Consider the following 24,294-nt stretch of genomic DNA (forward strand, 5'->3'; position numbering starts at 1 on the left):
AAAACAAAAAAACACTTCTTTACAAAGTGCTTTTTTATGCTGCTAAAATGCCATCAGCAATTAATTAAAATCAAAACGCAAACCTAGTGAAACATTGTTTTGCTTGACAGCATTGTCCTTAAACAATGGATTTAAATCATATTTCAAGTATAAACTTGTAGCTTTATATCCTATATAAGTGCTCAATCCATAGACAAAATCACCTGTGTTAAAATCTCCTTTAGTTTTTTCGGTTGATTTTAAATCTGAATTTTCATATTGTAAAATTTGTTTTGTTTTCAGGTTTACTCCTGCGTACCCGCCTAGTCCTACTCTAACACTTTGATGAGATTTAAAATAGGTTTTGTCGTTCTTAACCTCTGGCTTTGTAAAATCAAATTCTAAATGTAACGGAAATACCAAGCTTACATTTCTAAATCTAGAATCTTTTAATTCAATAGGATTCACTGTCAAATTGGTTTGATTGCCATTCACCTCAAAACTACGATTATCTGTAGGGCGCAGGTTATTGTACATCACTGACAAACCGTACTTGGCATGCAATAGGTTAGAATTGTTTAAAAGTCTAGAATTATAAGAAACGCCAATTTCATAAAAATGAGATCCTAAATACCTGAAATCTGATTTTTTAACTTCACCATCGGTAATGACATTGTTCAATCCTGCAGCAAAAACAAATTGTGACGTTGTTCTTTTGGATTGGCGTTCATCCTTATCCTCTTGTCCGTTGTACACTTTTAAAGAGGAAATATTAAATTCGGTTTGATTTGGTCCAAGCTCTTCAGAATTAGTCCCAAAAATAACCATTCTGCCGCCACTTCTAGTGTCTTTAGCGTCTTGCACTTTTCCATCCACTTTATCTTGTACCAACTGGTTGAGTTTTTCTTCCTGAACACTAACTTTAGAATCAATATTTGCTGCATGAACGGCTGCTTTCTTTAACTTTAAATCATCCGCTTGTTCCTTCGTAATTACTTTATTATCGAGATCTTTATCAATTTGTTCGATCTCTTTTTTTAAGGCATTTTTTTCTGAACTTGTTATTGATTTAATTTCGTTACCAATGGCTTTAGCTCTGGTCTCAAATGGAATTGATTGGTGGTCTCTTCCCTTTGTAAGTCCCGTTTCAGGTGTAGTATCATCAACTATTTCCAATGCAATGTCTTTAAACCATACCTGACCCGTATCATCTAATAAAACTCCATAGGAAATAGAAGTTGCATCTGCTGGCACATGCAACACAATTTCATATTTAGCCCAATCTTTTGTACCTTTTATGGGATTTTTTCGCATGTTATCAAAAGCTAAAACGGCAACATCATAATAATCCACACGCATCCATAAACCAGTCCAAGATTTAATATTATCACATTTAACATATCCCGACATTTTTACTGTTTTTCCTAAATACAAGTCTGGCTTAATTGATTTCATGATTGTACCAAAACCATTGATTTTACTTTTAACCGACTTAATGGTTAAGATATTTTCTTCTTTAAATTCGGAGTTCTTTTCAAGACTCATTTCATAATTTGGCGACACCGGTTGCCAATATGTCCAGTCTAGAATATTTTTATAAACTCCTTTTTCTTGCGCATTAACTTTTGTTAAAAAGGCCGATAACAGTAGTACTGTGATTAAAATAATTTTTTGCATAATGTTCGATTTTTGATTGATGATTGATTATTCTTTTTCGTAATTTCTATTGGCCAAAACTGTTTTTATGGCGTTGTAATTTTTATTAAACTTGCTTATGGCCGACTCTCTAAAGGTTTGATTCATCTCTGTTTCTACATCCGACAATAAATTCTGAGGATTAACCGTGGTGCTTTTTATCGGTTTTGGATTGACTTGCAAATTAGTTGATGACTCCAGTTGTGTATTACTCACTTCTGCTAACAATCCAGATGCTGAAACATACCTGTTTTTAGTACCTTTTTTTAGATTAATATTTTCTAATGAAATGTTTAAACTATCCTTCTTAGAATTTTTAATTTGGGATACTGCTAATTGATTGTTCTCTAATTTCAATGATTTTTGCTGCGTTGAAGCTTGGTATTGAGGAACAACAATGCCTTTTTGAACGTTAGGTTTTAAAGCAATTGACAGTGTGTTTGTATTTTTTAACGTATCAATTGTTTTTACATTATCTTTATTCTTATTTGAATCTTGAAATACAACTCCATCCTCTTGATTTACATTCACACTTTCTTTTTGATCAAAAAATAGGGTTCCAATAAGTAGAAAACCAACAAAACTTGCCGCCATATACAACCATGGGAATTTGGTTTTCTGTTTTTCTGTCTCAGAAAGCATTGTGTCGAGTTTATCCCAAGCCATCGCCGAAGGTTTGATTTCTCTAGCATTCAACTGCTCTTTTATTTGCATTTCAAATTTATTCGGTTCCATACTCATAATTTTTTATTGTACTAATTTGTACTTGCAGCATTTTTCTAGCATGCGATAATTGCGACTTTGATGTTCCTTCATTAATTCCCAACAGGTTTGCAATTTCATGGTGTTTAAATCCTTCTATCGCAAATAAATTAAAAACCATTTTATAACCATCTGGTAAATTATCTATCAAGGATTGAATGTCGTCTACAGACAATTGACTTTCAATAGCATTAAAACTTTCCTCATCGCGACCGATCACGAAATCATCTTCGATATATTTAATTTTTTTATTTACTCTGATAAAAGAAATGCATTCATTAACCATAATTCTCCTGATCCAGCCTTCAAAACTACCTTTATGTTCGTAATTTTTAAGATTAGTAAAGACCTTCATAAAAGCAGTAATCATAACATCTTCGGCCTGATGCATATCTTTTATGTATTGACGGCAAACACTTAACATTTTAGGAGAAAACTGGGTATAAATTTGCTGTTGCGCTTGTCGATTATTATCGACAGCCAACCGGATTAATTCCTTTTCCTCGTGATGTAAGTTGATTACTTTCATAAATAGTTTCAATGACAAAAATCAATATCAATGTCAATACATTTTAGTGCTGTTGCAATTAAATCTTGATATTGAACCTCATCTCTATTTACATAGACGCTTTTCGATATAAAAAGGTTGCATGACATCTGATTTTTTTTTGATTTTGAACTTTGAAAATCAAAAAAAACGAGTAAAATAAGGCGTTCAGAAGATAAAATATTTTAAAAAAAATTATTTCTTTCTTTCAATAACGTAGTTGACCATTAAAATTAGGGCGCTTTTATAATCGGATTCAGGGAAATCTTGAAGTAATAAAAGTGCTTCATGTTGAAAAGCAACCATTTTTGCTTCGGCATAAACCAAACCATTGTTGTTTTTCACAAATGCAATAACCTCTTTAACGCGTTTTTTGTCTTTGTTATGGTTTTTTATCGAATTGATAAGCCAACTTTTCTCTTTTGGGGTACAAGTATTTAAAACATGGATAAGAGGCAAAGTCATTTTTTGCTCTTTGATATCAATTCCTGTTGGTTTACCAATGGCTTCATCCGTATAATCAAATAAATCATCTTTGATTTGAAAAGCCATACCTATCAGCTCTCCAAATTTGCGCATCTTTTCAACTTGCTCTTCACTTTCAATGACAGAACAAGCACCTAAAGCACAACAAGCAGCAATAAGAGTAGCTGTCTTTTTTCGAATAATTTCGTAGTAAATATCTTCAGTGATATCCAGTCTGCGGGCTTTTTCAATTTGAAGTAATTCCCCTTCGCTCATTTCGCGTACAGCGACAGATATAATTCGAAGTAAATCAAAATCACCGTTATCAATAGACAGCAACAAGCCTTTTGACAACAAATAATCACCTACTAAAACAGCAATTTTATTTTTCCAAAGCGCATTCAACGAGAAAAAACCTCTTCGGCGATTACTATCATCTACTACATCATCATGAACCAGTGTAGCAGTATGTATAAGCTCTATCACACAAGCACCACGATACGTACGCTCATTTACAAGACCATTAGCAACCATTTTTGCTGTTAAAAAAACAAACATAGGACGCATTTGTTTCCCCTTGCGGTTTACTATATAATAGGTAATTCTATTGAGTAAAGCCACTTGCGAAGTCATAGATTCATAGAACTTTTTTTCAAAAAGTTCCATTTCTTTTAAGATGGGCTGTTTTATTTGAGAGGTGACATTCATGAGTTTCAAAGATACGATATTAGCAAGAAATCAGGCAACAAAGCATCTTCTTTTGGATTATTATTAAGCAGTAATTTCTTAAGCTTCCTTGTTTGCTAATTGTCCGCATGCAGCATCAATATCTTTACCGCGACTTCTGCGCACTTTTACCACAATTCCGGTTGCTTCAAGTGCTTTGATGTAGGCATTTATAGATTCTTCAGATGCTTGCTGGAATTCTCCATCATCGATTGGGTTGTATTCGATGAGATTCACTTTACAAGGAACATATTTACAAAATTTGACTAGAGCATCCACCGCTTCTTTAGTGTCGTTGATACCTTTCCAAACTACATATTCATAGGAAATTTTGCTTTTGGTTTTTCGGTACCAATATTCTAATGATTCCCGTAATTCAGACAAAGGAAAATTAGCACTAAAAGGCATAATTCGGGCACGAACTTCATCTATTGCCGAGTGTAATGACACAGCTAGTTTGAATTTCACATCGTCATCTGCTAGTTTTTTAATCATTTTAGGTACTCCAGAAGTTGAGACCATAATTCTTTTTGGAGACATCCCTAATCCTTCAGTGGAAGTAATCATTTCAATGGCCTTCAAAACATTGTTGTAATTCATCAACGGTTCTCCCATTCCCATGAAAACAATATTCGATAACGGATGATTGTAATACAAACGACTTTCTTTATCAATGGCAATTACTTGATCATAAATTTCTGCAGGTTCCAGGTTACGCATTCTTTTTAATCGCGCTGTGGCGCAAAAATTACAATCTAAACTACACCCTACTTGACTAGAAACACAAGCTGTAGTTCGTGTATTTGTAGGTATCAAAACCGATTCGACCACTAGTCCATCATGCAAACGAACCGCATTTTTTACGGTTCCATCTTCGCTGCGTTGCATGGTATCTACTTTGATGTGATTGATCACAAAATGCGTTTCCAGCATAGTCCTGGTTTGTTTAGAAACATTGGTCATGTCCTCAAAACTGTGAGCACCTTTACTCCACAACCATTCATATACTTGATTTCCTCTAAAGGCTTTGTCATTATTGGCAACAAAAAAATCACGCAATTGTTCTTTTGAAAGGGATCTTATATCTTTTTTTTCGATTTCCATGTTGCAAATTTAATGACAATTTTGAATTATATGGATTTTTTTTAACCCTCAAAATTATATTTTGTAACTTTGTTTTTCTAACAGTAATAGACATGGGACTTCCAGAATTAAAAGAGAAAATTCAAATGCAAATTGAAAATGCCGACGAACGTTTATTGCGTATTGTTTCTTCGGTTTTTGACAATTATTTGAATGAAATTGTTTCTTACGATGCTAAAGGAAATTCCTTAACAATCTCAGAATATCATAATAAAGTTGAAGAAGGTCTAGAAGATATTAAATACAACAGAGTAGTTTCTCAAGAAAATCTTATTGAAGAAATGAAAACCTGGAAAAATGAGTAATCCAAAGTATCCGATCTTTTGGACTACAAATGCAAAACTTGATTTAAAAGAAATTTATTTTTCGCTGGAACAAAAGATCTCACCTCATGTTGCAACTAGAATAACTACTGAAATTTTCGAAAGTATAAAGGCAATCACTTTCCCTGATCAATTTCAAATTGATGAATACCGAATTGATTGCAAGAGAATCATTATCCGAAATTATAAAGTACTTTACCAATTTCATCACAACACCATTTACATTGTTCGAATATTTAACACTTTTCAAAATCCAATAAAAAGTTTAAGATAATGCATTTCATTTCACCAGAATTAGGAAATTACATTGAGCAACATTCCGAAAAAGAACCAACATTGCTCGCAGCATTAAATAAAGAAACCTATCAAAAAATTTTGCTTCCGCGAATGTTAAGCGGGCATTTTCAAGGCAGGGTTTTGAGCATGTTGTCAAAATTGATTCGACCTCTGAATATTCTGGAAATTGGCACCTATACTGGCTATTCAGCATTGTGCTTATGCGAAGGGATGCAAGAAACCGGACAATTGCACACGATTGACATCAAAGAAGAATTAGTTGATTTTCAACGCAAGCATTTTGACAAATCTCCTTGGGGAGAACAAATTGTTCAACATCTCGGCGAAGCGGTTGACATTATCCCAACGATTAACTTAAAGTTTGATTTGGTTTTTATTGATGCAGATAAAGAAAACTACTTGAACTATTTTGAATTGATCTTACCCAAAATGAATAAAGGAGGGATTATTCTATCTGATAATGTTTTATGGAGCGGGAAAGTTTTAGAACCCCTAAATCCTAAAGATTTAAGTACAAAAATATTACTAGAATACAATCGTTTATTAGCAACAGATCCAAGAGTAGAGACCGTTTTACTGCCTATTCGTGATGGTTTAACGGTAAGCAGAGTTCTTTAGTTTACAAATTCTACTGAAAGCAACTGCCCTAGCCCTGATAGAAGCGGCATCTCCCGATCTTAAAAAAACAAGGCTCTTTTTGCCGTAGTTTTTTTTAAGATCGGGAATATAGCGGATAGCAGGAAATAGCTCCTAAATAAAAAGAGTTATGAAAGCTGCTGAGGAAAATATTTCTTTTGTGCTTTTTTGTATAAAAGGTGCATTAGATACCCAAAAACAAAGCCGAAGAAATAGCCCGTGAGTATGTCTAAAGGATAATGCAAGCCTAGATAAATCCTACTGTACGCAAAGACTAAGGGCCATAGAAACAAGAATCCAAGATACTTGATTTTGTTTTTAAATACAAAGTACAAAAAGCTAGCAACAGCCATAGAATTTGCGGCATGCCCTGAAAAAAAGCTATAAGAACTTCTGGATTGAACCACCCTGATAAACGTATTAATATCTGGATTGTTACAAGGGCGCAAACGCTGAAAACCATTTTTGAAAGCGTTTGTTGTTTGATCTGTAAAGGCAATTAATATCGCTACAAATAGCAGTAAATACAAGGTTTGTTTACTTCCTAATTTTTTGTAAACCAAAAACAATAGCAATAAAAAAAAGGGAAGCCAGTTGATTTGTTTGGTCAAAAATAACCATGTCGCATCAAAGGTTTCATTGCCAAGGCTGTTGAGATAAACAAAAAGTTCTACATCAAGTGCACGTAGTTTTTCTAGCATTACATTTGTCGTTTAATAGGTCCTGTGATTTCATCTTCAAGTGAAGAAGTTGCCTCTTCAACAGGCTTTGTTTCTGCAAGTAAACTGTCTTTTACTTTTGTAATCTCATCCGTTACACCTGATGTAATAGAATCAAATGGAGAGGTATCTCCCAAGATAGATTCTTTTGCTTTATTAATTTCGCTATTGATCGATCCTGTTATGTTAGAAATTGATTTGGTATCAAAACCATTTGTTTCTGCTCCCTTTTGAATTTCACTTTTTATATCATTTGTAGCATTTTTTAACTGCGCCATTGCTTTACCCATGGTTCTAGCAATTTCGGGTATTTTATCTGACCCAAAAAGCATGAGAACAATAAACATGATAAAAATTAATTCGCCTCCTCCTATACCAAACATAATTTTATATTTTTTATGATTACAAAGATATTACTTTTTGCATGGTTGCCTTTTAATTATTTCATAAAAATACCCCCAAAGAGCAGTTGCTTTTGGGGGTATTGTATTTTATTTTAAAAGTAATTAATCAAATTTTGACTTCACTTCTTCTTTTGGCCAAGTATTATTAGTTACATCAATATCAGCCGTTTCTAATTTTGGATCTACAATAATTTTTTTGATCGCTTTATCTGTTGCGTATACTTTCTTAGCAGTGTCATTGTTTTTTCTCCAAATTTGAGCTGGGTATTTAAACGTTTCTTTTGAGTCATCCTCATACGTTAACTCCACAATGATTGGCATTAACATTCCTCCTGGCTTGTTAAACTCCACTTCGTAAAAATATTTTGGTGCTTTTAATGCTGATTTTTCCTCGGCAGTAAAGTTTTTTTCTACGTACTCAGATAATAAACTTACCTCGTTAATAGCCAATGCTTTTTTATCTTTAGCGCTTAACTCCTCACTTGTTGCTGGAACTAAGTATACGAATGGTCCTTTTTCTTGACCAAAACGCCCTCTACGAACTACGGCATCTTTCAACTCTTTTGTTGCCGTTTCAGATACATAATATTGTTTTACCTCTTTTACACCGATGTCTACAAAATCAGTGGAGTAAAACCAACCTCTAAAGAACCAGTCTAAATCAACTGCCGAAGCATCTTCCATCGTTCTAAAAAAGTCCTCAGGAGTTGGGTGCTTGAATTTCCATCTGTTTGCATACACCTTAAACGCATGGTCAAACAATTCTCTACCCATAATGGTTTCTCTAAGAATGTTTAATCCTGTAGCAGGTTTTCCATAGGCATTAGCTCCAAATTGAACTATGGTTTCAGAATTTGACATGATTGGCTCTAAGAATTTTTGATCACCACTCATGTAAGGAACTATTTTACTTGCTGGTCCGCGGCTTGAAGGGAAATTAACATTCATTTCTTGCTCAGCCATATATTGCATAAACGTATTCAATCCTTCATCCATCCAAGACCATTGACGCTCATCAGAGTTTACGATCATTGGGAAAAAGTTGTGTCCTACCTCGTGAATTACTACACCAATCATTCCGTTTTTGATTCGATCGCTAGTTACACCTTTTTCGTCAGGACGCCCGTAATTCCAGCAAATCATTGGGTATTCCATCCCTTGATCTTCTGCTGAAACCGAAACTGCTTTCGGGTAAGGATAATCAAAAGTATGTGCTGAATAGCTCTTTAAAGTGTGCGCTACTGTTCTAGTTGAAGTTTCTCCCCACAATGGATTGGCTTCTTTTGGGTAAACCGAAACAGCCATTACCGTTTTCTCATTTAGTTTCACCGCCATGGCATCATAAATGAATTTTCTAGAAGTTGCAATACCAAAATCTCTAACGTTTTTAGCACTGAATTTCCATGTTTTCTTTTTGTCTGAAAAACCTTTTTCAGCCGCCTCAGCTTCTGCCTGCGTTACAATAACCACTGGCTTATCATATGATTTTGTTGCCAATTCGTATCTTTTCACTTGCTCTGCAGTAAAAACTTCGCTTCTATTCATTAATTCACCTGTTGCTTCCATCACGTGATCAGCAGGAACTGTGATATTTACATCAAAATTACCAAACGGCAATGTAAACTCTCCTGTGCCCCAAAACTGCATGTTTTGCCAACCTTCAACATCGTTGTAAACCGCCATTCTTGGGTAAAACTGAGCAATTACATATAGTTTGTCGCCCTCTTTTTCAAACAATTCATATCCAGAACGACCGCCTTCTAGTCTGTAATTATTAATGTTGTACCACCAGTTGATAGAAAAAGAAAATTTTTCTCCAGGTTTTAATGGTGATGCCAAGTTAATACGCATCATTGTTTGATTGATCGTGTAGGATAAAGGATTTCCTTTAGCATCCTTAACTTGTTCAATATTAAAACCGCGTTCTGCTGGCTCTTTTAAAAACTTAGTTGCAAAACTTCCTGCTGGAAAAACTTGCTCCATTCTTTGGCTGTCTGCCAATGGTGTCTGCGAGTTTTTAGCAGCTTGATTTTGATCTAATTGAACCCATAAATACTCTAACGTATCTGGTGAGTTGTTGGAATAAGTCACGGTTTCTGAACCTGCCAATCGTGATTTTTTATCGTCTAATTCAATGTTAATTTTATAATCGGCTTGTTGCTGGTAGTAAGCAGGTCCGGGAGCTCCAGAAGCAGTACGAAACATGTTTGGCGTTGCCAAAACATCATACATCTGGCTAAATTTGTTGTTGTCATATCTCCCTGTTTGCTTAGGAGTTACAGGTGCGGTTTTCTCTTGAGCAAATAGCATTGCCGGAAGCAGCAAGAATAAGGATAATTTTTTCATAGTTGGAAATCTGGTTATTTCAATGGGTGAAAATAATATTTTTTTTGTTTAAAAAAGCACTAATTAATATTTTAACACTCCTTTTGATGTTGATGTCGTAAATAAAAGTGTGTTTTTGACCCCCAAAACATTAAAATGCATAATATTTTGTTGCTCAGCATTATTTTGTGTCAATACTGCATTGTATATATCTAGTGCCTTCATTTTTTTGATTTCTTTGATACTCAAATAACAAATAAGCACATCCCCTTCCATCTCTTTGCTAACAAAATTTATAACTTTGGTTTGTCCATCTACTTTCACAATAAACTTCTCATTAAGATATTTTTTTAATAGCATGACATCGTCAGCTGTCTCCATTTCTGAACCTAGATTTACTTTTCTATTATGCTTTTTTTCTAAGGCATTATTCAAGTCGTCTACAAAAATACGAGCAGTGATTTGAATCATTTTTTTCTCAGAAACATAATTTACTTGAAACAGGGCAACATAAAATTTGTGCGCCGCAAAAGATGACATAGAGAGAATGAGTACTACAAAAAGAACTCTTGTAATTATTTTTTTCATTTTTCAAAAGTAGTGAATCTTTTAAATTCTTTGTTCTTGTTAACCAAAAAATCCATTAATAAAAAGGTATCCGTATGTTCTAAATACTTACTTGAAGCAGCATCGTTTTTACAATAATCTAAAAATAAATTGACTTCCGCTGGTTCTAGTTTTAAAGTATGCGAAAAAAAATAGCCATCAATTCGGGACAACACCATTTCTGGAAATTGATCCGTATTGTTGCTTTTAGATTCATCTACATTCTTCTTTGTGAATGCTTTTTTAAGCATTTTAAAAACGCGTACAAAATCTAATCCGTTTTCAATGGATCTATCCGATGGCATGGCGCTATTCTTTACAGCTGATTTTTCATCGCTTATGAATTTCATATCAACTATTTTTTGGGTGTTAGGCAAAGATGGTTTTGGATCTAACTTTCCTTTGACCACAACTTCTTTTAAGGCCGTCAACTGAGATTCCATATCAAATAAAGCGAGCGGCTTTAAAAAATCATTTTCAGAAACAATGATTTTTCTCGACTTAAAATTTAAACTGGAAATGAGCAACGTATCTTTGGCTTGAGCCAAAATATCAAAGAAACCCTGCTTGCTGATAAACGTTTTGGTCTTGGCACTCAAATTAAAAACATACCCATTATCTACAATGGTAAAATCATTGATCAATCGCGCATGCAATGGCTTTCTATCTTTATTTTGAGCCCATAAAACGTTTCCAAAAAGGATAAAAATAAGTAAGAGCTGCTTCATATTATTGTTTTTTCAAAATTGCTATTTCAGTTGCCTTGTAATTTATCTTTATATTCTTGTGCCAAGGGTATCATGCTAAAAATAATTTGATCTTTGTCCCGAGTGAGCAGTGTTTTTGTAAAGTTATCATTTTCAACTAAATAATATTTAAACCCACTGATAAATTCCTGTTTAATCCCTAATTGATTTGTAAAAAAGGCATCTTGAAACTCCTCGGAAATCCATTTGATATTCAGTTCTTTTCTTTCAAGAACAATCAATTTTTTTAAGCGTTTGGTTCTTCCGTTTATTTTATTAATCAAGGGATCTAATTCCATTGAACCGCCTAATAGGCCCAACAGCATGATGGGTTTCCAATCTCCCGCTGTTTGTAACTTTCGTTCTGCAGGAGTGAACTTTTTAGTATTTTTTGACGCTATTCCTAAACTGTAGGCATCTATCTTTTTACCATTGACAACAACTTCTTTCAACACCGTGTTCTTAAGTTGCAACTCTATTACAGCATCTGCTTTTTCGAAATCGGTATCTATGATTATTTTTTGTTTCTTTTGCAATTGAACGGCTTCAAAAACTAGAGTATCTTTGACATGAACTACTATGGAAAAAAAGCCATCTTGGTTGGTATTTACTTGCAGACCTGTTTTTTTATTGGTAATAGTTACACCTGCTGTAAACTGATTGCTTACTATTACTTTTCCAGTATAAACCTTCTCAACAGTAGATTGGCCAAATGTAATTTGGAATAAAAAAAGAACACAAACTACTATTTTAAACTTATTGCGACGCATTCATTTCATTATAAATTTCGGCGAGCTTTACAATTCTGAACATTAATTTCCACTTGTTATTGCTTTTTAGAGACGCACTAAACTCTGCATCTTCTATACAATAATACTGAAACCCTTTGATGTAATCTTTGTCAATTTTTAAGGTTTCAACATAATATTTATCCTGAAAAATCCCATCAAGCCTATTTAATGCTGCTATATTCCGTTCTACTTTAAGAGCATTATCAAGCGCCGGATTTTTAACAGTTATCATTATTTTTATTGCTTGCAGTGGTCCATTGGGCTGGGAATACCTACCGCGTTGCGCTGGCGTTACTACTTTTTGATTTTTAGGAATTATACCTAATGCACTTGCATTAATTTCCGGGTGAGCATTAACGTAAACCACTTGCAATTCAATTGCTTTTATAAACATTTCAATATCTAAACGTTTTTGATGCATATCCTCTTCATCAATGCTTCGCCTATGGATTTCTAAATTTGGTGCTGTAAAAACCAAAAGATCGTCTGGTTTTGCCATAATATTAAAAACACCCAAACTATCACTTACCGTTTCTTTTTCATTAACAATATTCAAGACATGAACACCAGCTGCAGGCTTTGCATTTGCTATAATTTTACCTGTTAGGAGTTTTTCATTTATAACCTGTCCCTGAGTACAAATACTCAGTAATGTTGCTATTAGTGCTATGCTTTTATTTTGTTTCAAGAGCTATGATTTCGTTGTAATTTTGAGCTAATTTGGATATTAAAAACATGGCCTTCCATTTATTTTTAGCAGCAAGTGCAGCTGCAAAGTCAACATCATCAACACAATAATACTGGAATCCTAAAATATGTTCCTGAGGAATTTTCAAAGTCTCTATATAATATTTATCTTCAAAAAAGTTTGCAAACCTGGCCAATAGTTGTTCCTTTTTCTCCACAATCATTTCTTTTTTCAGCATAGCCTTACGTCCAGAAATGGTGTTAAGTAACCCATCTATTCCTCCACCAGAGGTTGCCGTATACATCTTTCGCTCCGCGGGAGTGTACTTTTTTTGACCGTAAGGAATAATACGCAAACTTTCTGCAGTAATACTATTATCATTGACAATAACCTCCCTTAAAACAATACTTTTGGGATTCATTTTTACCAACAAAAGCGTTTGCTCAAGATCTTGTTTCTCTATTTTTTTTCGTAGTCCTTCTAAATTAACGGCTGTAAAAACAAGTACGTCACCCTCTTTTGCAGGAATTGTAAAAAAACCGTTGCCATCAGATATTGTTGCTTTCTCCGTGGTAATATTAACAATATTAATGCGGTCTACAGCAACAGAATCTGCTACAATTTTACCCCGAATCTCTTTTACGGGCACATCTTGACTGTACATTGATTGCACCATCATAAACAGCACTAACAATAATGTATTTTTAATTTTCACGAGCTATTATTTCTTTATATTTTAATGCTAAATCTCCCATCAAAAACGCAGCTAAAGCAACATTTTTTGACTTTAAAGCAGCTATAAAACTATCATTTTCAATACAATAATATTCAAATCCTTTTACGTACAAAACCGGAATCTTCAATTTAGTATCAAAATATTCTGGAGTAAATAAATTCTCTATTTGTAAAATATAAAATTGATTTTTCTCTGCATTCAACTCCTTTTTCAGCATTTTTGTTCTACCTGAAATCCAGTTTAGCAATGGATCCACCGAGACTGAACCACCAGCCATTGATCCTGCATTTAAAGAAGCATTCAAGTCAGTTGCAGTATATAATTTTCTTTCTGCGGGAGTGTACGTCTTTTGCCCTTTAGGAATAATTCCGAGTGCTCTAGCATTGATTCCGTTTTGAACTACAACTTCCTTTAATTGATACGAGCGTAAGTTTGCTTGTACCGAAATAAATCCTTGAAGAAATTGCTGTGCCGATATTGGAAAATAAATATCTTTTATTTGCAATCCTGTAAAAACCAAAGTATCTCCAACCGCTGCAAGTATCGAAAAATTTCCTTGAGCATTTGTACGAGTGGTTTCTTTAGTCTTTTTGTTCACAACATCAACACCCTCTAAAACATCATCTTGCACCATTACCGAACCCTTTAGAGCAATTCTAGGCATCTCTTGCGACTCCATTTGTGTAGTCATCAAAACAATAAGCAAGCACAGCACTTTAAACATTCGTTAAAAAAGAAGTATTGATTCGTTGTAAAAGTATCGTAATGCTTTGCAAATTAATTACTAATAGGATGGTAAAAAAATGTTAATTAAAAATCACAGTTAAAAAAGACGGTTTTAATATCTTTATAAAAAAATAACACCCTAACAATGAAAAATATGATCATTGCAAGTACCTCAACGCTTGCTCATCAAAGTTACTTAGAGTATCTATTGCCTACCCTAACCAAACATTTTAAGGATTGCAACAGCATCCTTTTTATTTCATATGCTAGACCTGGCGGTATTACTCACGAGGAATATACAGCTATGGTTCGATTGGCTTTCGCCAAAATTAATATTACTGTAAATGGAATTGAGGAATTTGAAAATCCCGTGCAAGCCATACAAGAAGCATCTGGAATTTTTACCGGTGGCGGAAATACCTTTGTATTAGTATCTCAATTGTACAAAAATAATATCATGCAACCACTTGCTGATGCCATTAGAAAAGGCACACCATATTTAGGTACAAGTGCTGGTAGTAATATATGCGGACTTAACATGCAAACTACAAATGACATGCCTATTGTTTATCCGCCTAGTTTTAAAACTTTAGGAATGATTCCGTTTAATTTAAATCCGCATTACCTTGATCCAGATACAACATCTACTCACATGGGTGAAACGCGCGAAACTAGAATTAAGGAATTTCACGCATACAATTCGGTTCCCGTATTAGGATTGCGAGAAGGCAGCTGGCTAGAAGTAAAAGGAGATAAAATAACTTTGAAAGGCAATTTAACCGCAAGATTGTTTGGTCAAAATCAAATTCCCACAGAACTTGAAACAGAAACCGACTTGAGTTATATTAAATAATTTAAAGAAACTTTTGAAACAAAAAAAGCCGAAACATAAAGTTTCGGCTTCAAAGAGAGAAAGTCGGGGCTTCCTGTATTCTTCGTTCAGGGGATATCCTGAAGCTTCGGGACTAGAACAACCATAAAACAAAAAAACCTCAAACAAAAGCTTGAGGTTTTAGAGCGAAAGACGAGGCTCGAACTCGCGACAACCAGCTTGGAAGGCTGGAGCTCTACCAACTGAGCTACTTTCGCATTATAACAGTAAAAAAAAATTCTAAGTAAAACTTGAAACTTAGAGCGAAAGACGAGGCTCGAACTCGCGACAACCAGCTTGGAAGGCTGGAGCTCTACCAACTGAGCTACTTTCGCATTAACAACGGTGCAAATATACTTAATAAGTTTCCTTTAATGCAAGTTTTTTTTAGAAAAAGTCAAAGCTATCAACCGTTCAACCTTTACATAAACCCAAATTTAAAACCCTAAATAATTTAATATGAATTTATTATAACCCTTGAAAGCTTTAAAAAAAATTATAAAAAATATTTTAAAAACACCTGTTTTAAGTACTAATAAGATAAAAAACACTACTCAATATGCGTTCCTACCTATATTATGAAGCATTACGAAATGCTTCTACTTCCAAAAACTGTTGCTCTAGACGGATGATAAATAAAAAAACAAGATTTATTTTGTATCGTAGTGATGATTTCTTTAGACATTTCTGCAGGAACTGCCGGACATCCTTGGCTACGGCCTAAGCGTTGATTGTTTTTTATAAAAGAATCAGATACGTAATCAGCGGCATGCATGACAACACCTCTTGCGCGGGCATTATCATTTACTCCTTTTTCTAAACCATCTAAACGCAGTGACATACCGTGTTTTCCGGTATAAATTTCGCCCGTGGCATAGAAACCCAAGCTACTTTTATACGATTCTGAAGCATTAGAAAATTGAGAAGCATATTCTTCTCCGGTGTTGCGACCATGTGCTACCAGTGAATGAAATAAAATTTCACCTGTATCAATATTAATAACCCAAAGTCTTTTAACATTAGACGACAAACTAAAATCAATGATAGTAAGAATGTCTTTTTGGATTATCCCTTTCTCTTTTAAAGAATAATATCCTTTGAGAGCCTCAGAGAAACTTTCCAGTTTTGGCAATGAAAATTTGTCCGAATTTAATCTTCGGTACACTTGTTCCATTTTTGATTCTTCGGTAGGTACAGCATTATTTGCATATACGTTGTGACTGCTTGGGATTTTATCAACAAAACGTGGTTTTTCTGTCAATGAAGTAAATAAAAGCAATAAAATAGTAGGTAGCATCGTATAAATCATTCGAGTCTATTAGATTATAATTTGATTTGGAGTCGCAAAATTACACATAATAACATGTCATTCAACGGGTTTAACATAATTTTATTTAAAAATTACTTGATAATGAATGTTTTAAATCGCGTATACCTCCGCTACCACTACTCTACACCTACTTGAATTTGTATTGTTTTAAAAGTTTTAGTTCTTCCTAATGTCCATGTTTCACGAGGCAATCATACATTTAATGATTATTTGTTTTAAGAAAGTGTAACAATACTATAAAAAATAAGTCTATTATGACAAACTATGGATTTATACAGAAAACATTACTGTAAAAGCAATGGTTTTCACATCAATCATTTTATAATCACTGCATGAAGAATCTATTTTTATTTTGTTTCATTACTTTCTCTTTCATTGGCTACAGCCAAAAGAAAACATTACAAACCAAGTTCATTTCTGAAAAAATAGAAATTGACGGTAAACTAAATGAAGCTATTTGGAACTCTGCAGCTGTAGCGGGTGATTTCATCACATTTGAACCTGATAATGGAAAGCCCATCCCCGAAAACAAAAAATCAGAGGTTCGGGTTTTATATGATAATGACGCCATTTACATAGGCGCAATGCTGCATGATGAAAATCCTGATAAAATTTTAAGAGAAATCACACAGCGAGATGATTTTGGGACTTCGGATATTTTTGGGGTGTTTATAAATGGATTTAATGATGGTCAACAAGATTTTCAATTTTTTGTAAATGCTGCTGATGGTCAAGCTGATTGTATTACAACCGATTCAAATGGAGAGGATTATTCTTGGGACGCAGTGTGGGAAAGTAAGGCTGTTATTACTGATAAAGGCTGGGTTGTGGAAATGCGAATCCCATATGCTGCACTACGCTTTTCGGCAGAAAACAAACAAACTTGGGGACTGAACTTTTTTAGAGAAGTAAGAAGAGATCGATATAAATATTCTTGGAATTTTATTGACTCAAAACTAGGGACTTTTACACAGCAAAACGGAACACTAGAGGGTATTGAAAACATCAAACCTCCCGTTAGGCTTTTCTTATTGCCGTACTCCTCTTTTTATGTAAATGCCAATGCTAAACAAAAAACATATGGCACACTCAAAGGCGGACTGGATTTAAAATACGGTATCAACGATGCTTTTACGCTAGACATGATTTTGATACCTGATTTTGGACAAACAAAATTTGACGATCAAATCTTGAATTTGGGTCCGTTTGAACAGCAATTCAATGAAAACAGACCTTTTTTTACAGAAGGAACGGATTTGTTTAGCAAAGGAAATTTACTGTATTCGAGACGTATTGGCGGAAGCCCAAGCACTAGACCTAACTTAGCAACTAATGAAGTTGTTGATGCTAGTCCAGCCACTGTAAACCTAATTAATGCCTTTAAAGTTTCGGGTAGAACTAAGGGCGGACTGGGTGTGGGAATATTGAATGCCGTTACCGAAAAAACAACCGCATCGATTCGTAATACTGAAACTGGCGCTAGACGAGAAGAGCTTATTGAACCCCTAGCCAATTACAATGTACTCGTACTAGACCAACGCTTTCGCAAAAACTCCTCAGTTGCATTCATAAACACTAATGTTACTAGAAATGGGAATTTTAGAGATGGGAATGTTACTGCACTAGCATGGGATTTAAACACTAAGAAAAACACCTATAATTTAGCTGGAGATTTTAAGTACAGCTACATTAACACTACAGAAGATAAGAAAGGAATCAATTCTCAACTTAATTTTTCCGAAACTAGTGGTAAATACAGATACGGTATTGGTGCTGATATTATGACAAAAGATTTTGACAACAATGACCTGGGAATTAATTTTCAAACCAATTATTATAGTGTATACGGAAATGCAAGTTATAGAATTTTAAATCCTACTAAGTATTTTAACTCTTTTAATACCAGGATTAATGCTTATACACAATTTCAAAAAGAAACAGGAAAAATTCAATCCAACAACCTCAATATTCAAATCAACTCTGATACCAAAAAAAACCATTACATCGGTTTTGGCATCAATAGCAACCCACTAGAATCCTACGATTATTACGAACCAAGAGCTGAGAATAGATTTGTCATTATACCGGAGCGCATAGGTGGATTTGTATATGTATCTACTAATTACAACAACCGTTTTGCTATTGATTTGAATCCGTCTTATGCTGTCTTTAATGAAAAAGGACGCGAATCTTATGGTTTTGCGATAGGACCAAGGTACCGTTTCAGTGACAAATTATCCTTGAATTACAACTTCAATTTTTTTAGACAAAACAACAATAAAGGATATATTGACACCTATATCAATCCTGACCCAAGTAGTAATTCAGATCAAACTATTGTATTTGCCAATAGAAATGTAGTAACGTATTCAAACACCTTGTCAGGAAAGTATGCCTTGAACAGTCAAATGACTTTCAATGTTGCAATGCGTCATTACTGGTCTTATGCCGAAAATAAAAACACATTATCCTTAGAACAAAATGGCAGGTTTACAGATTTTAAAGATTATACCGCAAACAAAAATTCAAGTTTTTATTCTTGGAATGCTGATTTGTCATACACCTGGTGGTTTGCTCCAGGAAGTCAAGTAACCGTCTTGTATCGAAATAATGCTGGTGCTTTTGAACGAAATATCAACAAAGAATTCAACAGCAATGTAACTCGACTACTCAATAATGATGCTTTGAGCCATGTATTTTCGATCAGCTTACGCTATTTTATAGACTACAATCAGGTGAAGAATACATTTTGAATGCATTAATTACAAAAATAGATGCCTCTCATAACTAAATAGTCATTTTTTGTATGCGTTCCCCTTTTAATGTATAATAGTTATTTCTGGAGATTTGAACCTTTTTAGAAATACTTTATCTTTGTTTAAAAGACACGATAATGAATAAAAAAGTAATTCTTATGATATTGGATGGTTGGGGAAAATCACCAGATCCAAAAGTTTCAGCTATTGATAATGCAAATGTCCCATTTATAAATAGTTTGTATCAAAATTATCCTAGTGCTCAACTAAGAACAGATGGCTTAAATGTAGGTCTTCCAGAAGGACAAATGGGAAACAGCGAGGTGGGTCACATGAATCTGGGTGCAGGACGAATTGTGTACCAAGATTTGGCCAAAATTAACTTGGCGGTAGCTCATAGAACGTTAGCCCAAGAACAAGTACTTGTAGATGCATTCACTTATGCTAAAATTAATAATAAAAAAGTACACTTTCTAGGACTAGTATCTGATGGTGGTGTACACTCACATACTTCGCATTTACGAGGATTGATTGATGCATCGCAAGAATATGGTTTAGAGAAAGTATATGTTCATGCTTTTACAGATGGCCGTGATGTAGATCCTAAATCAGGAAAAAATTACATTCAAGATTTGCAAGAATACATTAGCAACACTTCTGTTAAAATAGCATCGGTTATTGGTAGGTATTATGCTATGGATCGAGACAGACGCTGGGAAAGAGTGAAACTGGCTTATGATTTATTGGTAAATGGAAAAGGCACACCAGCAACAAATGCTGTAAATGCTATACAAGAAAGTTATAACGCAAATATTACAGATGAATTCATAAACCCAACCGTAATCACTACCTACAACAGTGAACCAATCGCTGTAATTGAAGATGATGACGTAGTTATTTTCTTTAACTTTAGAACAGACCGAGGTAGAGAATTAACGGAGGTACTATCACAAATGGATTGTCATGAGCAAAACATGCACAAGCTTAATTTGTATTATGTTACCCTTACCAATTACGACGAAACGTATCAAAACGTAAAAGTAGTTTACAATAAAGATAACATCACTGAAACACTGGGTGAAGTTTTAGAAAAAGCAGGCAAAACACAAATTAGAATTGCTGAAACAGAGAAATATCCACACGTTACATTCTTCTTTTCAGGAGGTCGAGAACTTCCATTTATTGGCGAAAGCCGAATTTTAAAAAATTCTCCAAAAGTAGCTACTTACGATTTACAACCTGAAATGAGTGCGAATGAACTAACGGAGGCACTTATTCCAGAACTTGAAAAAGAGGAAGTTGATTTTGTATGCTTAAACTTTGCCAATGGAGATATGGTAGGGCATACAGGTATCATGAGCGCGGCAATAAAAGCTTGTGAAGCAGTTGACCAATGTGTTGAAAAAGTTATCACTACAGCACTTGCTCACAATTACACCACTCTTGTAATTGCTGATCATGGTAATTGCGAAACAATGATTAACCCTGATGGAAGTCCAAATACGGCTCACACCACAAATCCAGTCCCACTAATTCTAGTAGATAAGGACTTAACTATGATTAAAAACGGTGTGCTAGGTGATATAGCCCCTACAATACTTGAATTGATGGGTGTTGAAAAACCTGAGGTAATGACTTGTAATTCTCTACTATGAAAAAGTATATGATTGCGCTATTAACTATAACTTTATATAGTTGCAGCTCATTAGGAACAGGACATAACGGCAGCCCTGGTGAGAATGGCTCAAATGCAATAGGAAACGAGAATGGGAAAAGTGGCGCTCCTAGTAAAAACGGTAAGTCCCACTATAACTAACAATAATTAATAAGAAAGAGGCTTTCAAAAGTATTTTTGATCAGCCTCTTTTTTTGTTAAGAATACTCTCATATCTGAATAGTATCCACATCTTAAATTAAAGTTAAATAAACAATATCAATAGTATTACTATTAATTATGCTGTACTTTTGCTTGAATTAAAAATTCTTTTTATGAAAACATACTTTACAACTGTCCTTGTTCTTCTTATTTCCACTAGTTTGTGGAGTCAAATTAAGTATGAAAAAAATAAAGAATTCAATAATTTAAATGATGCTTTGAAAAATCCTGAGCTTATTTATCGATTGAATTTAAGCAATCAAAACATAAAACTCGATGCAGTGGATTGGTCTAAATTTATAAATCTAGAATACTTAAGTTTAAAAAACGACCATTTAAAAGAAATTCCAAGCGGTATTTCAAACATTAAAACATTAAAATCTATTGACTTAAGCGGGAATGATTTTGATGTCCTTCCTAGTGATTTCTCAAATCTAAAATTACTTGAAGAAGTACGATTAAACGATGAAAGTAAGATGAACTTACCCAAAACACTTGATGTTTTAGCTAAATTACCAATGCTTAAATCTTTGTACTTGGAAAATGATCAGCTCAAAACGCTACCAACTGAATTATTAAAAATAAAAAATCTTGAAAATTTATATCTTGGAAACAATGAAATTGAGAAGGTTCCTACTTTAAAAAAATTAGACCATCTTAAATATTTAGACTTAAAAGACAACAAAATCAAAAATGACTTGCAAGACATGAAAAATTTGAATTTTGGACTGAAAGTAAATTTCTAATAAGATTAAATTAAAACAGATTATAAATACAAAATTGAGCTTAAACAAATATTATGGACGCTATTTTATCAAATATAAGTATTGCTATTAACGAGAAGTTGTACGTTAAAAACCCCGAAACCTCCACTCTAGGCAAGAAAATAATAGAAAACAGTATCTTACTTATTGATGAAATTGGCTTTGATAATTTTACCTTCAAAAAACTAGGAGAACGAATTGGGTCTAACGAAAGTTCTATATACCGCTATTTTGAGAACAAACATAAACTCCTTTTATACTTATCGTCTTGGTACTGGGGATGGATTGAATATAAACTAGTATTTGCCACTAATAATATTCTTATACCCATTGATAGATTGAAAAAAGCAATTACAATCGTAACCGAAAAAATTGAGGATGATTATGCTACAACTCACATCAATGAAAACATCTTGAACAAAATTATTATTGCAGAGTTTACTAAAACCTTACTCACTAAAGAAGTAGACGAAGAGAATAAAGAAGGCTTTTTTTTAGTTTACAAAAGAGTCATAAACCGCTTAATTGAAATGATAGTTGCTATCAACCAAGAGTACCCTTTTGCAAAAAGCTTGGCCTCATCAATAGTTGAAGGAGCCTTGCACCAACATTTTTTAAAAGACCATTTAAAAACCATAACAAATTGTAATGAAACCATTTCGCCAACAGATTTTTACATAGATCTAGTAGAAAGAATTGCAAAATAAATACTATGAAAAACACTCCTTTAAAACGATTTTACAACTTACTTACCTTAGATAGAAAAGATGTTTACCAAATTTTCTTCTATGCGATTTTTGCTGGATTAATAAGTTTATCACTCCCATTAGGTATTCAAGCCATTACAAATTTTATACAATCAGGACGCGTGAGTGCTTCATGGATTGTGCTAATTGTATTAGTTGTTTTTGGGGTAGCTTTAGTAGGGCTTTTATCTTTAATGCAGCTCCGAATTACGGAAAACTTACAACAAAAAATATTTGTGCGTTCCTCATTTGAATTTGGTGCTCGTTTACCCAAAATAAAAATAGAAGAACTCTACAACACCTATCCCCCAGAACTTGCCAATCGTTTTTTTGATACTTTAGCAATACAAAAAGGAACATCAAAATTACTTATTGACTTTTCGGCTGCCTTACTTCAAATTATTTTTGGTATTATATTGTTGTCTTTATACCACCCTTATTTTATTGTATTTGGAGCATTACTGTTTTTATTGCTTTATTTTATATTCAAATTTTCATACAAAGCTGGACTTGAAACAAGTTTAAAAGAATCTAAGTTTAAATACAAAGTGGCTAGTTGGATTCAAGAAATGGCTAGAAACAGCTACAGTTTTAAAAACGATTTAAATTATAATTTTGGGTTACAAAAAAACGACAATCTCGTGAGTGATTACTTGTCTTACAGAGAAAAGCATTTCAAGATTATTCAAAGACAATTCAGTCAATTGATTATTTTTAAAATAATAATTACAGCTAGTTTACTCTCAATTGGTGGTTTTTTAGTGCTGTCACAACAAATGAACATCGGTCAATTTGTGGCTGCAGAAATTATTATCCTATTGGTCATCAACTCTGTTGAAAAAATTATTTTGGGACTTGAGACATTTTATGACGTATTAACATCAGTTGAAAAAATAGGGCAAGTAACTGATTTAGAACTTGAGCAGGAAATGCCTTTTACGAGTGATACCTGTTACAATAAAATTTCACTTGAAATGGACGGAATGAGTTTTAAATTCCCTGATTCAACAAAAGAAATTTTAAATGGCATAACATTAAAAATTGACCAAGGGGAACACATAGCAATAGATGGTGAAAATGGATCTGGCAAGTCTACATTAATCCGAATTTTATCGGGTTTACTAGAGCCTACATCGGGTGCTTTATATATAAATGATGATACTTTCAAAAAAATAAACATAAAACAATATCGATCTCAAATAGGATCTATCATTACTGGAGAAACCCCATTTGAAGGTACTCTACTCGAAAACATTACCTTTAATGATAAATTCATAAGCACTGAAGATCTTAGATGGGCAATAGATGGCGTCCAACTCACTTCATTTATAAAATCATTACCTAAGGGACTTGACACTAATATATTACCCGAAGGAAAACAACTTTCGTCATCGAATTGCCAAAAGATTTTATTGGCCCGAAGCATCATTCATAAACCTAAAATTTTGTTTTATGAAGATCCAACTGATAAAATGGATACCACTGTTGCAAATGAAATTATAGATTTTATAACGTCCGAGAAACACAAATGGACCATCATAGTTTCGTCAAAAAATCCATATTGGAAAACCAAGTGCTCCCGAGTAATCATTATGAATAACGGTGTAATCGAACAAGATTTAAAAAAATAATTAGCC

24 protein-coding genes and 2 tRNA genes are annotated in these 24,294 nt (G+C 33.8%); 9 read left to right on the forward strand and 17 right to left on the reverse strand.

Annotation, left to right across the window (positions count from 1 at the left end; all coding sequences use genetic code 11):
• Positions 1-60 precede the first annotated feature (60 nt).
• The 5 genes from K5V07_RS12530 to rlmN all read right to left on the reverse strand — a co-directional run bounded on the left by K5V07_RS12530 (position 61) and on the right by rlmN (position 5,278).
• Complete coding sequence (locus K5V07_RS12530; RefSeq protein ID WP_221917734.1) at positions 61-1,656, reverse strand: hypothetical protein; 1,596 nt, start codon at positions 1,654-1,656, stop codon at positions 61-63.
• 27 nt (positions 1,657-1,683) lie between these two features.
• Positions 1,684-2,409 (reverse strand): hypothetical protein, encoded by a 726-nt coding sequence (locus K5V07_RS12535; protein WP_221917735.1) that lies wholly within the window; start codon positions 2,407-2,409, stop codon positions 1,684-1,686.
• Positions 2,396-2,965 (reverse strand): RNA polymerase sigma factor, encoded by a 570-nt coding sequence (locus tag K5V07_RS12540; RefSeq protein WP_221917736.1) that lies wholly within the window; start codon positions 2,963-2,965, stop codon positions 2,396-2,398. Before K5V07_RS12540 ends, K5V07_RS12535 begins: the two co-directional genes overlap by 14 nt.
• A gap of 213 nt (positions 2,966-3,178) precedes the next feature.
• Positions 3,179-4,156, reverse strand: a complete 978-nt coding sequence (locus K5V07_RS12545; RefSeq protein ID WP_221917737.1) for a polyprenyl synthetase family protein — start codon at positions 4,154-4,156, stop codon at positions 3,179-3,181.
• Positions 4,157-4,234: 78 nt separating this feature from the next.
• Positions 4,235-5,278 carry a 23S rRNA (adenine(2503)-C(2))-methyltransferase RlmN gene (rlmN, locus tag K5V07_RS12550; protein WP_221917738.1) on the reverse strand — a complete coding sequence of 348 codons (1,044 nt, stop codon included), beginning with the start codon at positions 5,276-5,278 and terminating at the stop codon, positions 4,235-4,237.
• 92 nt (positions 5,279-5,370) lie between these two features.
• Here rlmN and K5V07_RS12555 point away from each other — a divergent pair, with 92 nt between their 5' ends.
• From K5V07_RS12555 to K5V07_RS12565, 3 genes are read left to right on the forward strand one after another with little or no spacing between them, the layout of a single operon-like run.
• Positions 5,371-5,622: a hypothetical protein gene (locus K5V07_RS12555; protein WP_221917739.1), complete on the forward strand. Its 252-nt coding sequence runs from the start codon at positions 5,371-5,373 to the stop codon at positions 5,620-5,622.
• Complete coding sequence (locus K5V07_RS12560) at positions 5,615-5,914, forward strand: type II toxin-antitoxin system RelE/ParE family toxin (protein ID WP_221917740.1); 300 nt, start codon at positions 5,615-5,617, stop codon at positions 5,912-5,914. Before K5V07_RS12555 ends, K5V07_RS12560 begins: the two co-directional genes overlap by 8 nt.
• On the forward strand, positions 5,914-6,555 hold the full coding sequence (locus K5V07_RS12565) for an O-methyltransferase (protein WP_221917741.1): 642 nt from the start codon (positions 5,914-5,916) through the stop codon (positions 6,553-6,555). Before K5V07_RS12560 ends, K5V07_RS12565 begins: the two co-directional genes overlap by 1 nt.
• A gap of 146 nt (positions 6,556-6,701) precedes the next feature.
• Here the strand turns inward: K5V07_RS12565 and K5V07_RS12570 are convergent, their stop codons facing one another.
• From K5V07_RS12570 to K5V07_RS12610, 9 genes are all read right to left on the reverse strand, one after another.
• The gene (locus K5V07_RS12570) at positions 6,702-7,274 is read right to left on the reverse strand and encodes a phosphatase PAP2 family protein (protein WP_221917742.1); all 573 of its coding nucleotides are present in this window, start codon (positions 7,272-7,274) and stop codon (positions 6,702-6,704) included.
• Complete coding sequence (locus K5V07_RS12575) at positions 7,274-7,675, reverse strand: twin-arginine translocase TatA/TatE family subunit (protein WP_158729564.1); 402 nt, start codon at positions 7,673-7,675, stop codon at positions 7,274-7,276. Before K5V07_RS12575 ends, K5V07_RS12570 begins: the two co-directional genes overlap by 1 nt.
• A gap of 123 nt (positions 7,676-7,798) precedes the next feature.
• Positions 7,799-10,042, reverse strand: coding sequence for a M1 family metallopeptidase (locus tag K5V07_RS12580; protein WP_221917743.1), 2,244 nt, complete (start codon positions 10,040-10,042; stop codon positions 7,799-7,801).
• A gap of 63 nt (positions 10,043-10,105) precedes the next feature.
• Positions 10,106-10,609 carry a DUF6702 family protein gene (locus K5V07_RS12585; RefSeq protein WP_221917744.1) on the reverse strand — a complete coding sequence of 168 codons (504 nt, stop codon included), beginning with the start codon at positions 10,607-10,609 and terminating at the stop codon, positions 10,106-10,108.
• Positions 10,606-11,355, reverse strand: coding sequence for a hypothetical protein (locus K5V07_RS12590; protein ID WP_221917745.1), 750 nt, complete (start codon positions 11,353-11,355; stop codon positions 10,606-10,608). Before K5V07_RS12590 ends, K5V07_RS12585 begins: the two co-directional genes overlap by 4 nt.
• Before the next feature lie 26 nt (positions 11,356-11,381).
• On the reverse strand, positions 11,382-12,143 hold the full coding sequence (locus K5V07_RS12595) for a carboxypeptidase-like regulatory domain-containing protein (protein ID WP_221917746.1): 762 nt from the start codon (positions 12,141-12,143) through the stop codon (positions 11,382-11,384).
• Positions 12,130-12,852, reverse strand: a complete 723-nt coding sequence (locus K5V07_RS12600) for a hypothetical protein (RefSeq protein WP_221917747.1) — start codon at positions 12,850-12,852, stop codon at positions 12,130-12,132. The genes K5V07_RS12595 and K5V07_RS12600 overlap by 14 nt, the downstream gene beginning before the upstream one ends.
• Positions 12,839-13,567, reverse strand: a complete 729-nt coding sequence (locus K5V07_RS12605; protein WP_255577968.1) for a carboxypeptidase-like regulatory domain-containing protein — start codon at positions 13,565-13,567, stop codon at positions 12,839-12,841. The genes K5V07_RS12600 and K5V07_RS12605 overlap by 14 nt, the downstream gene beginning before the upstream one ends.
• Positions 13,557-14,279 (reverse strand): hypothetical protein, encoded by a 723-nt coding sequence (locus K5V07_RS12610; protein ID WP_255577969.1) that lies wholly within the window; start codon positions 14,277-14,279, stop codon positions 13,557-13,559. The genes K5V07_RS12605 and K5V07_RS12610 overlap by 11 nt, the downstream gene beginning before the upstream one ends.
• Before the next feature lie 180 nt (positions 14,280-14,459).
• Between K5V07_RS12610 and pepE the strand changes: the two genes are divergently transcribed.
• The gene (gene pepE, locus K5V07_RS12615; protein ID WP_221917749.1) at positions 14,460-15,167 is read left to right on the forward strand and encodes a dipeptidase PepE; all 708 of its coding nucleotides are present in this window, start codon (positions 14,460-14,462) and stop codon (positions 15,165-15,167) included.
• 163 nt (positions 15,168-15,330) lie between these two features.
• Here the strand turns inward: pepE and K5V07_RS12620 are convergent.
• The 3 genes from K5V07_RS12620 to K5V07_RS12630 form a co-directional block, all read right to left on the reverse strand.
• Positions 15,331-15,403: transfer RNA gene (locus tag K5V07_RS12620), tRNA-Gly, on the reverse strand.
• A 44-nt stretch (positions 15,404-15,447) separates the two neighbouring features.
• Positions 15,448-15,520: transfer RNA gene (locus tag K5V07_RS12625), tRNA-Gly, on the reverse strand.
• Between the two features lie 251 nt (positions 15,521-15,771).
• Positions 15,772-16,494, reverse strand: coding sequence for a murein L,D-transpeptidase catalytic domain family protein (locus tag K5V07_RS12630; RefSeq protein ID WP_221917750.1), 723 nt, complete (start codon positions 16,492-16,494; stop codon positions 15,772-15,774).
• A 353-nt stretch (positions 16,495-16,847) separates the two neighbouring features.
• On the opposite strand from K5V07_RS12630, the gene K5V07_RS12635 reads away from it, so the two are divergent.
• From K5V07_RS12635 to K5V07_RS12655, 5 genes are all read left to right on the forward strand, one after another.
• On the forward strand, positions 16,848-19,268 hold the full coding sequence (locus K5V07_RS12635; protein WP_221917751.1) for a DUF5916 domain-containing protein: 2,421 nt from the start codon (positions 16,848-16,850) through the stop codon (positions 19,266-19,268).
• Positions 19,269-19,408: 140 nt separating this feature from the next.
• Positions 19,409-20,926: a 2,3-bisphosphoglycerate-independent phosphoglycerate mutase gene (gene gpmI, locus K5V07_RS12640; protein ID WP_182649351.1), complete on the forward strand. Its 1,518-nt coding sequence runs from the start codon at positions 19,409-19,411 to the stop codon at positions 20,924-20,926.
• 334 nt (positions 20,927-21,260) lie between these two features.
• Positions 21,261-21,893, forward strand: a complete 633-nt coding sequence (locus K5V07_RS12645; RefSeq protein WP_144889377.1) for a leucine-rich repeat domain-containing protein — start codon at positions 21,261-21,263, stop codon at positions 21,891-21,893.
• Positions 21,894-21,946: 53 nt separating this feature from the next.
• On the forward strand, positions 21,947-22,618 hold the full coding sequence (locus K5V07_RS12650) for a TetR/AcrR family transcriptional regulator (RefSeq protein WP_182649357.1): 672 nt from the start codon (positions 21,947-21,949) through the stop codon (positions 22,616-22,618).
• Positions 22,619-22,623: 5 nt separating this feature from the next.
• Positions 22,624-24,288 carry a peptidase domain-containing ABC transporter gene (locus K5V07_RS12655; RefSeq protein ID WP_182649359.1) on the forward strand — a complete coding sequence of 555 codons (1,665 nt, stop codon included), beginning with the start codon at positions 22,624-22,626 and terminating at the stop codon, positions 24,286-24,288.
• The last annotated feature ends 6 nt before the right edge of the window (positions 24,289-24,294 follow it).

The organism is Flavobacterium sp. CHNK8, assembly GCF_019774515.1.
Classification (GTDB): Bacteria; Bacteroidota; Bacteroidia; order Flavobacteriales; family Flavobacteriaceae; genus Flavobacterium; species Flavobacterium tiangeerense.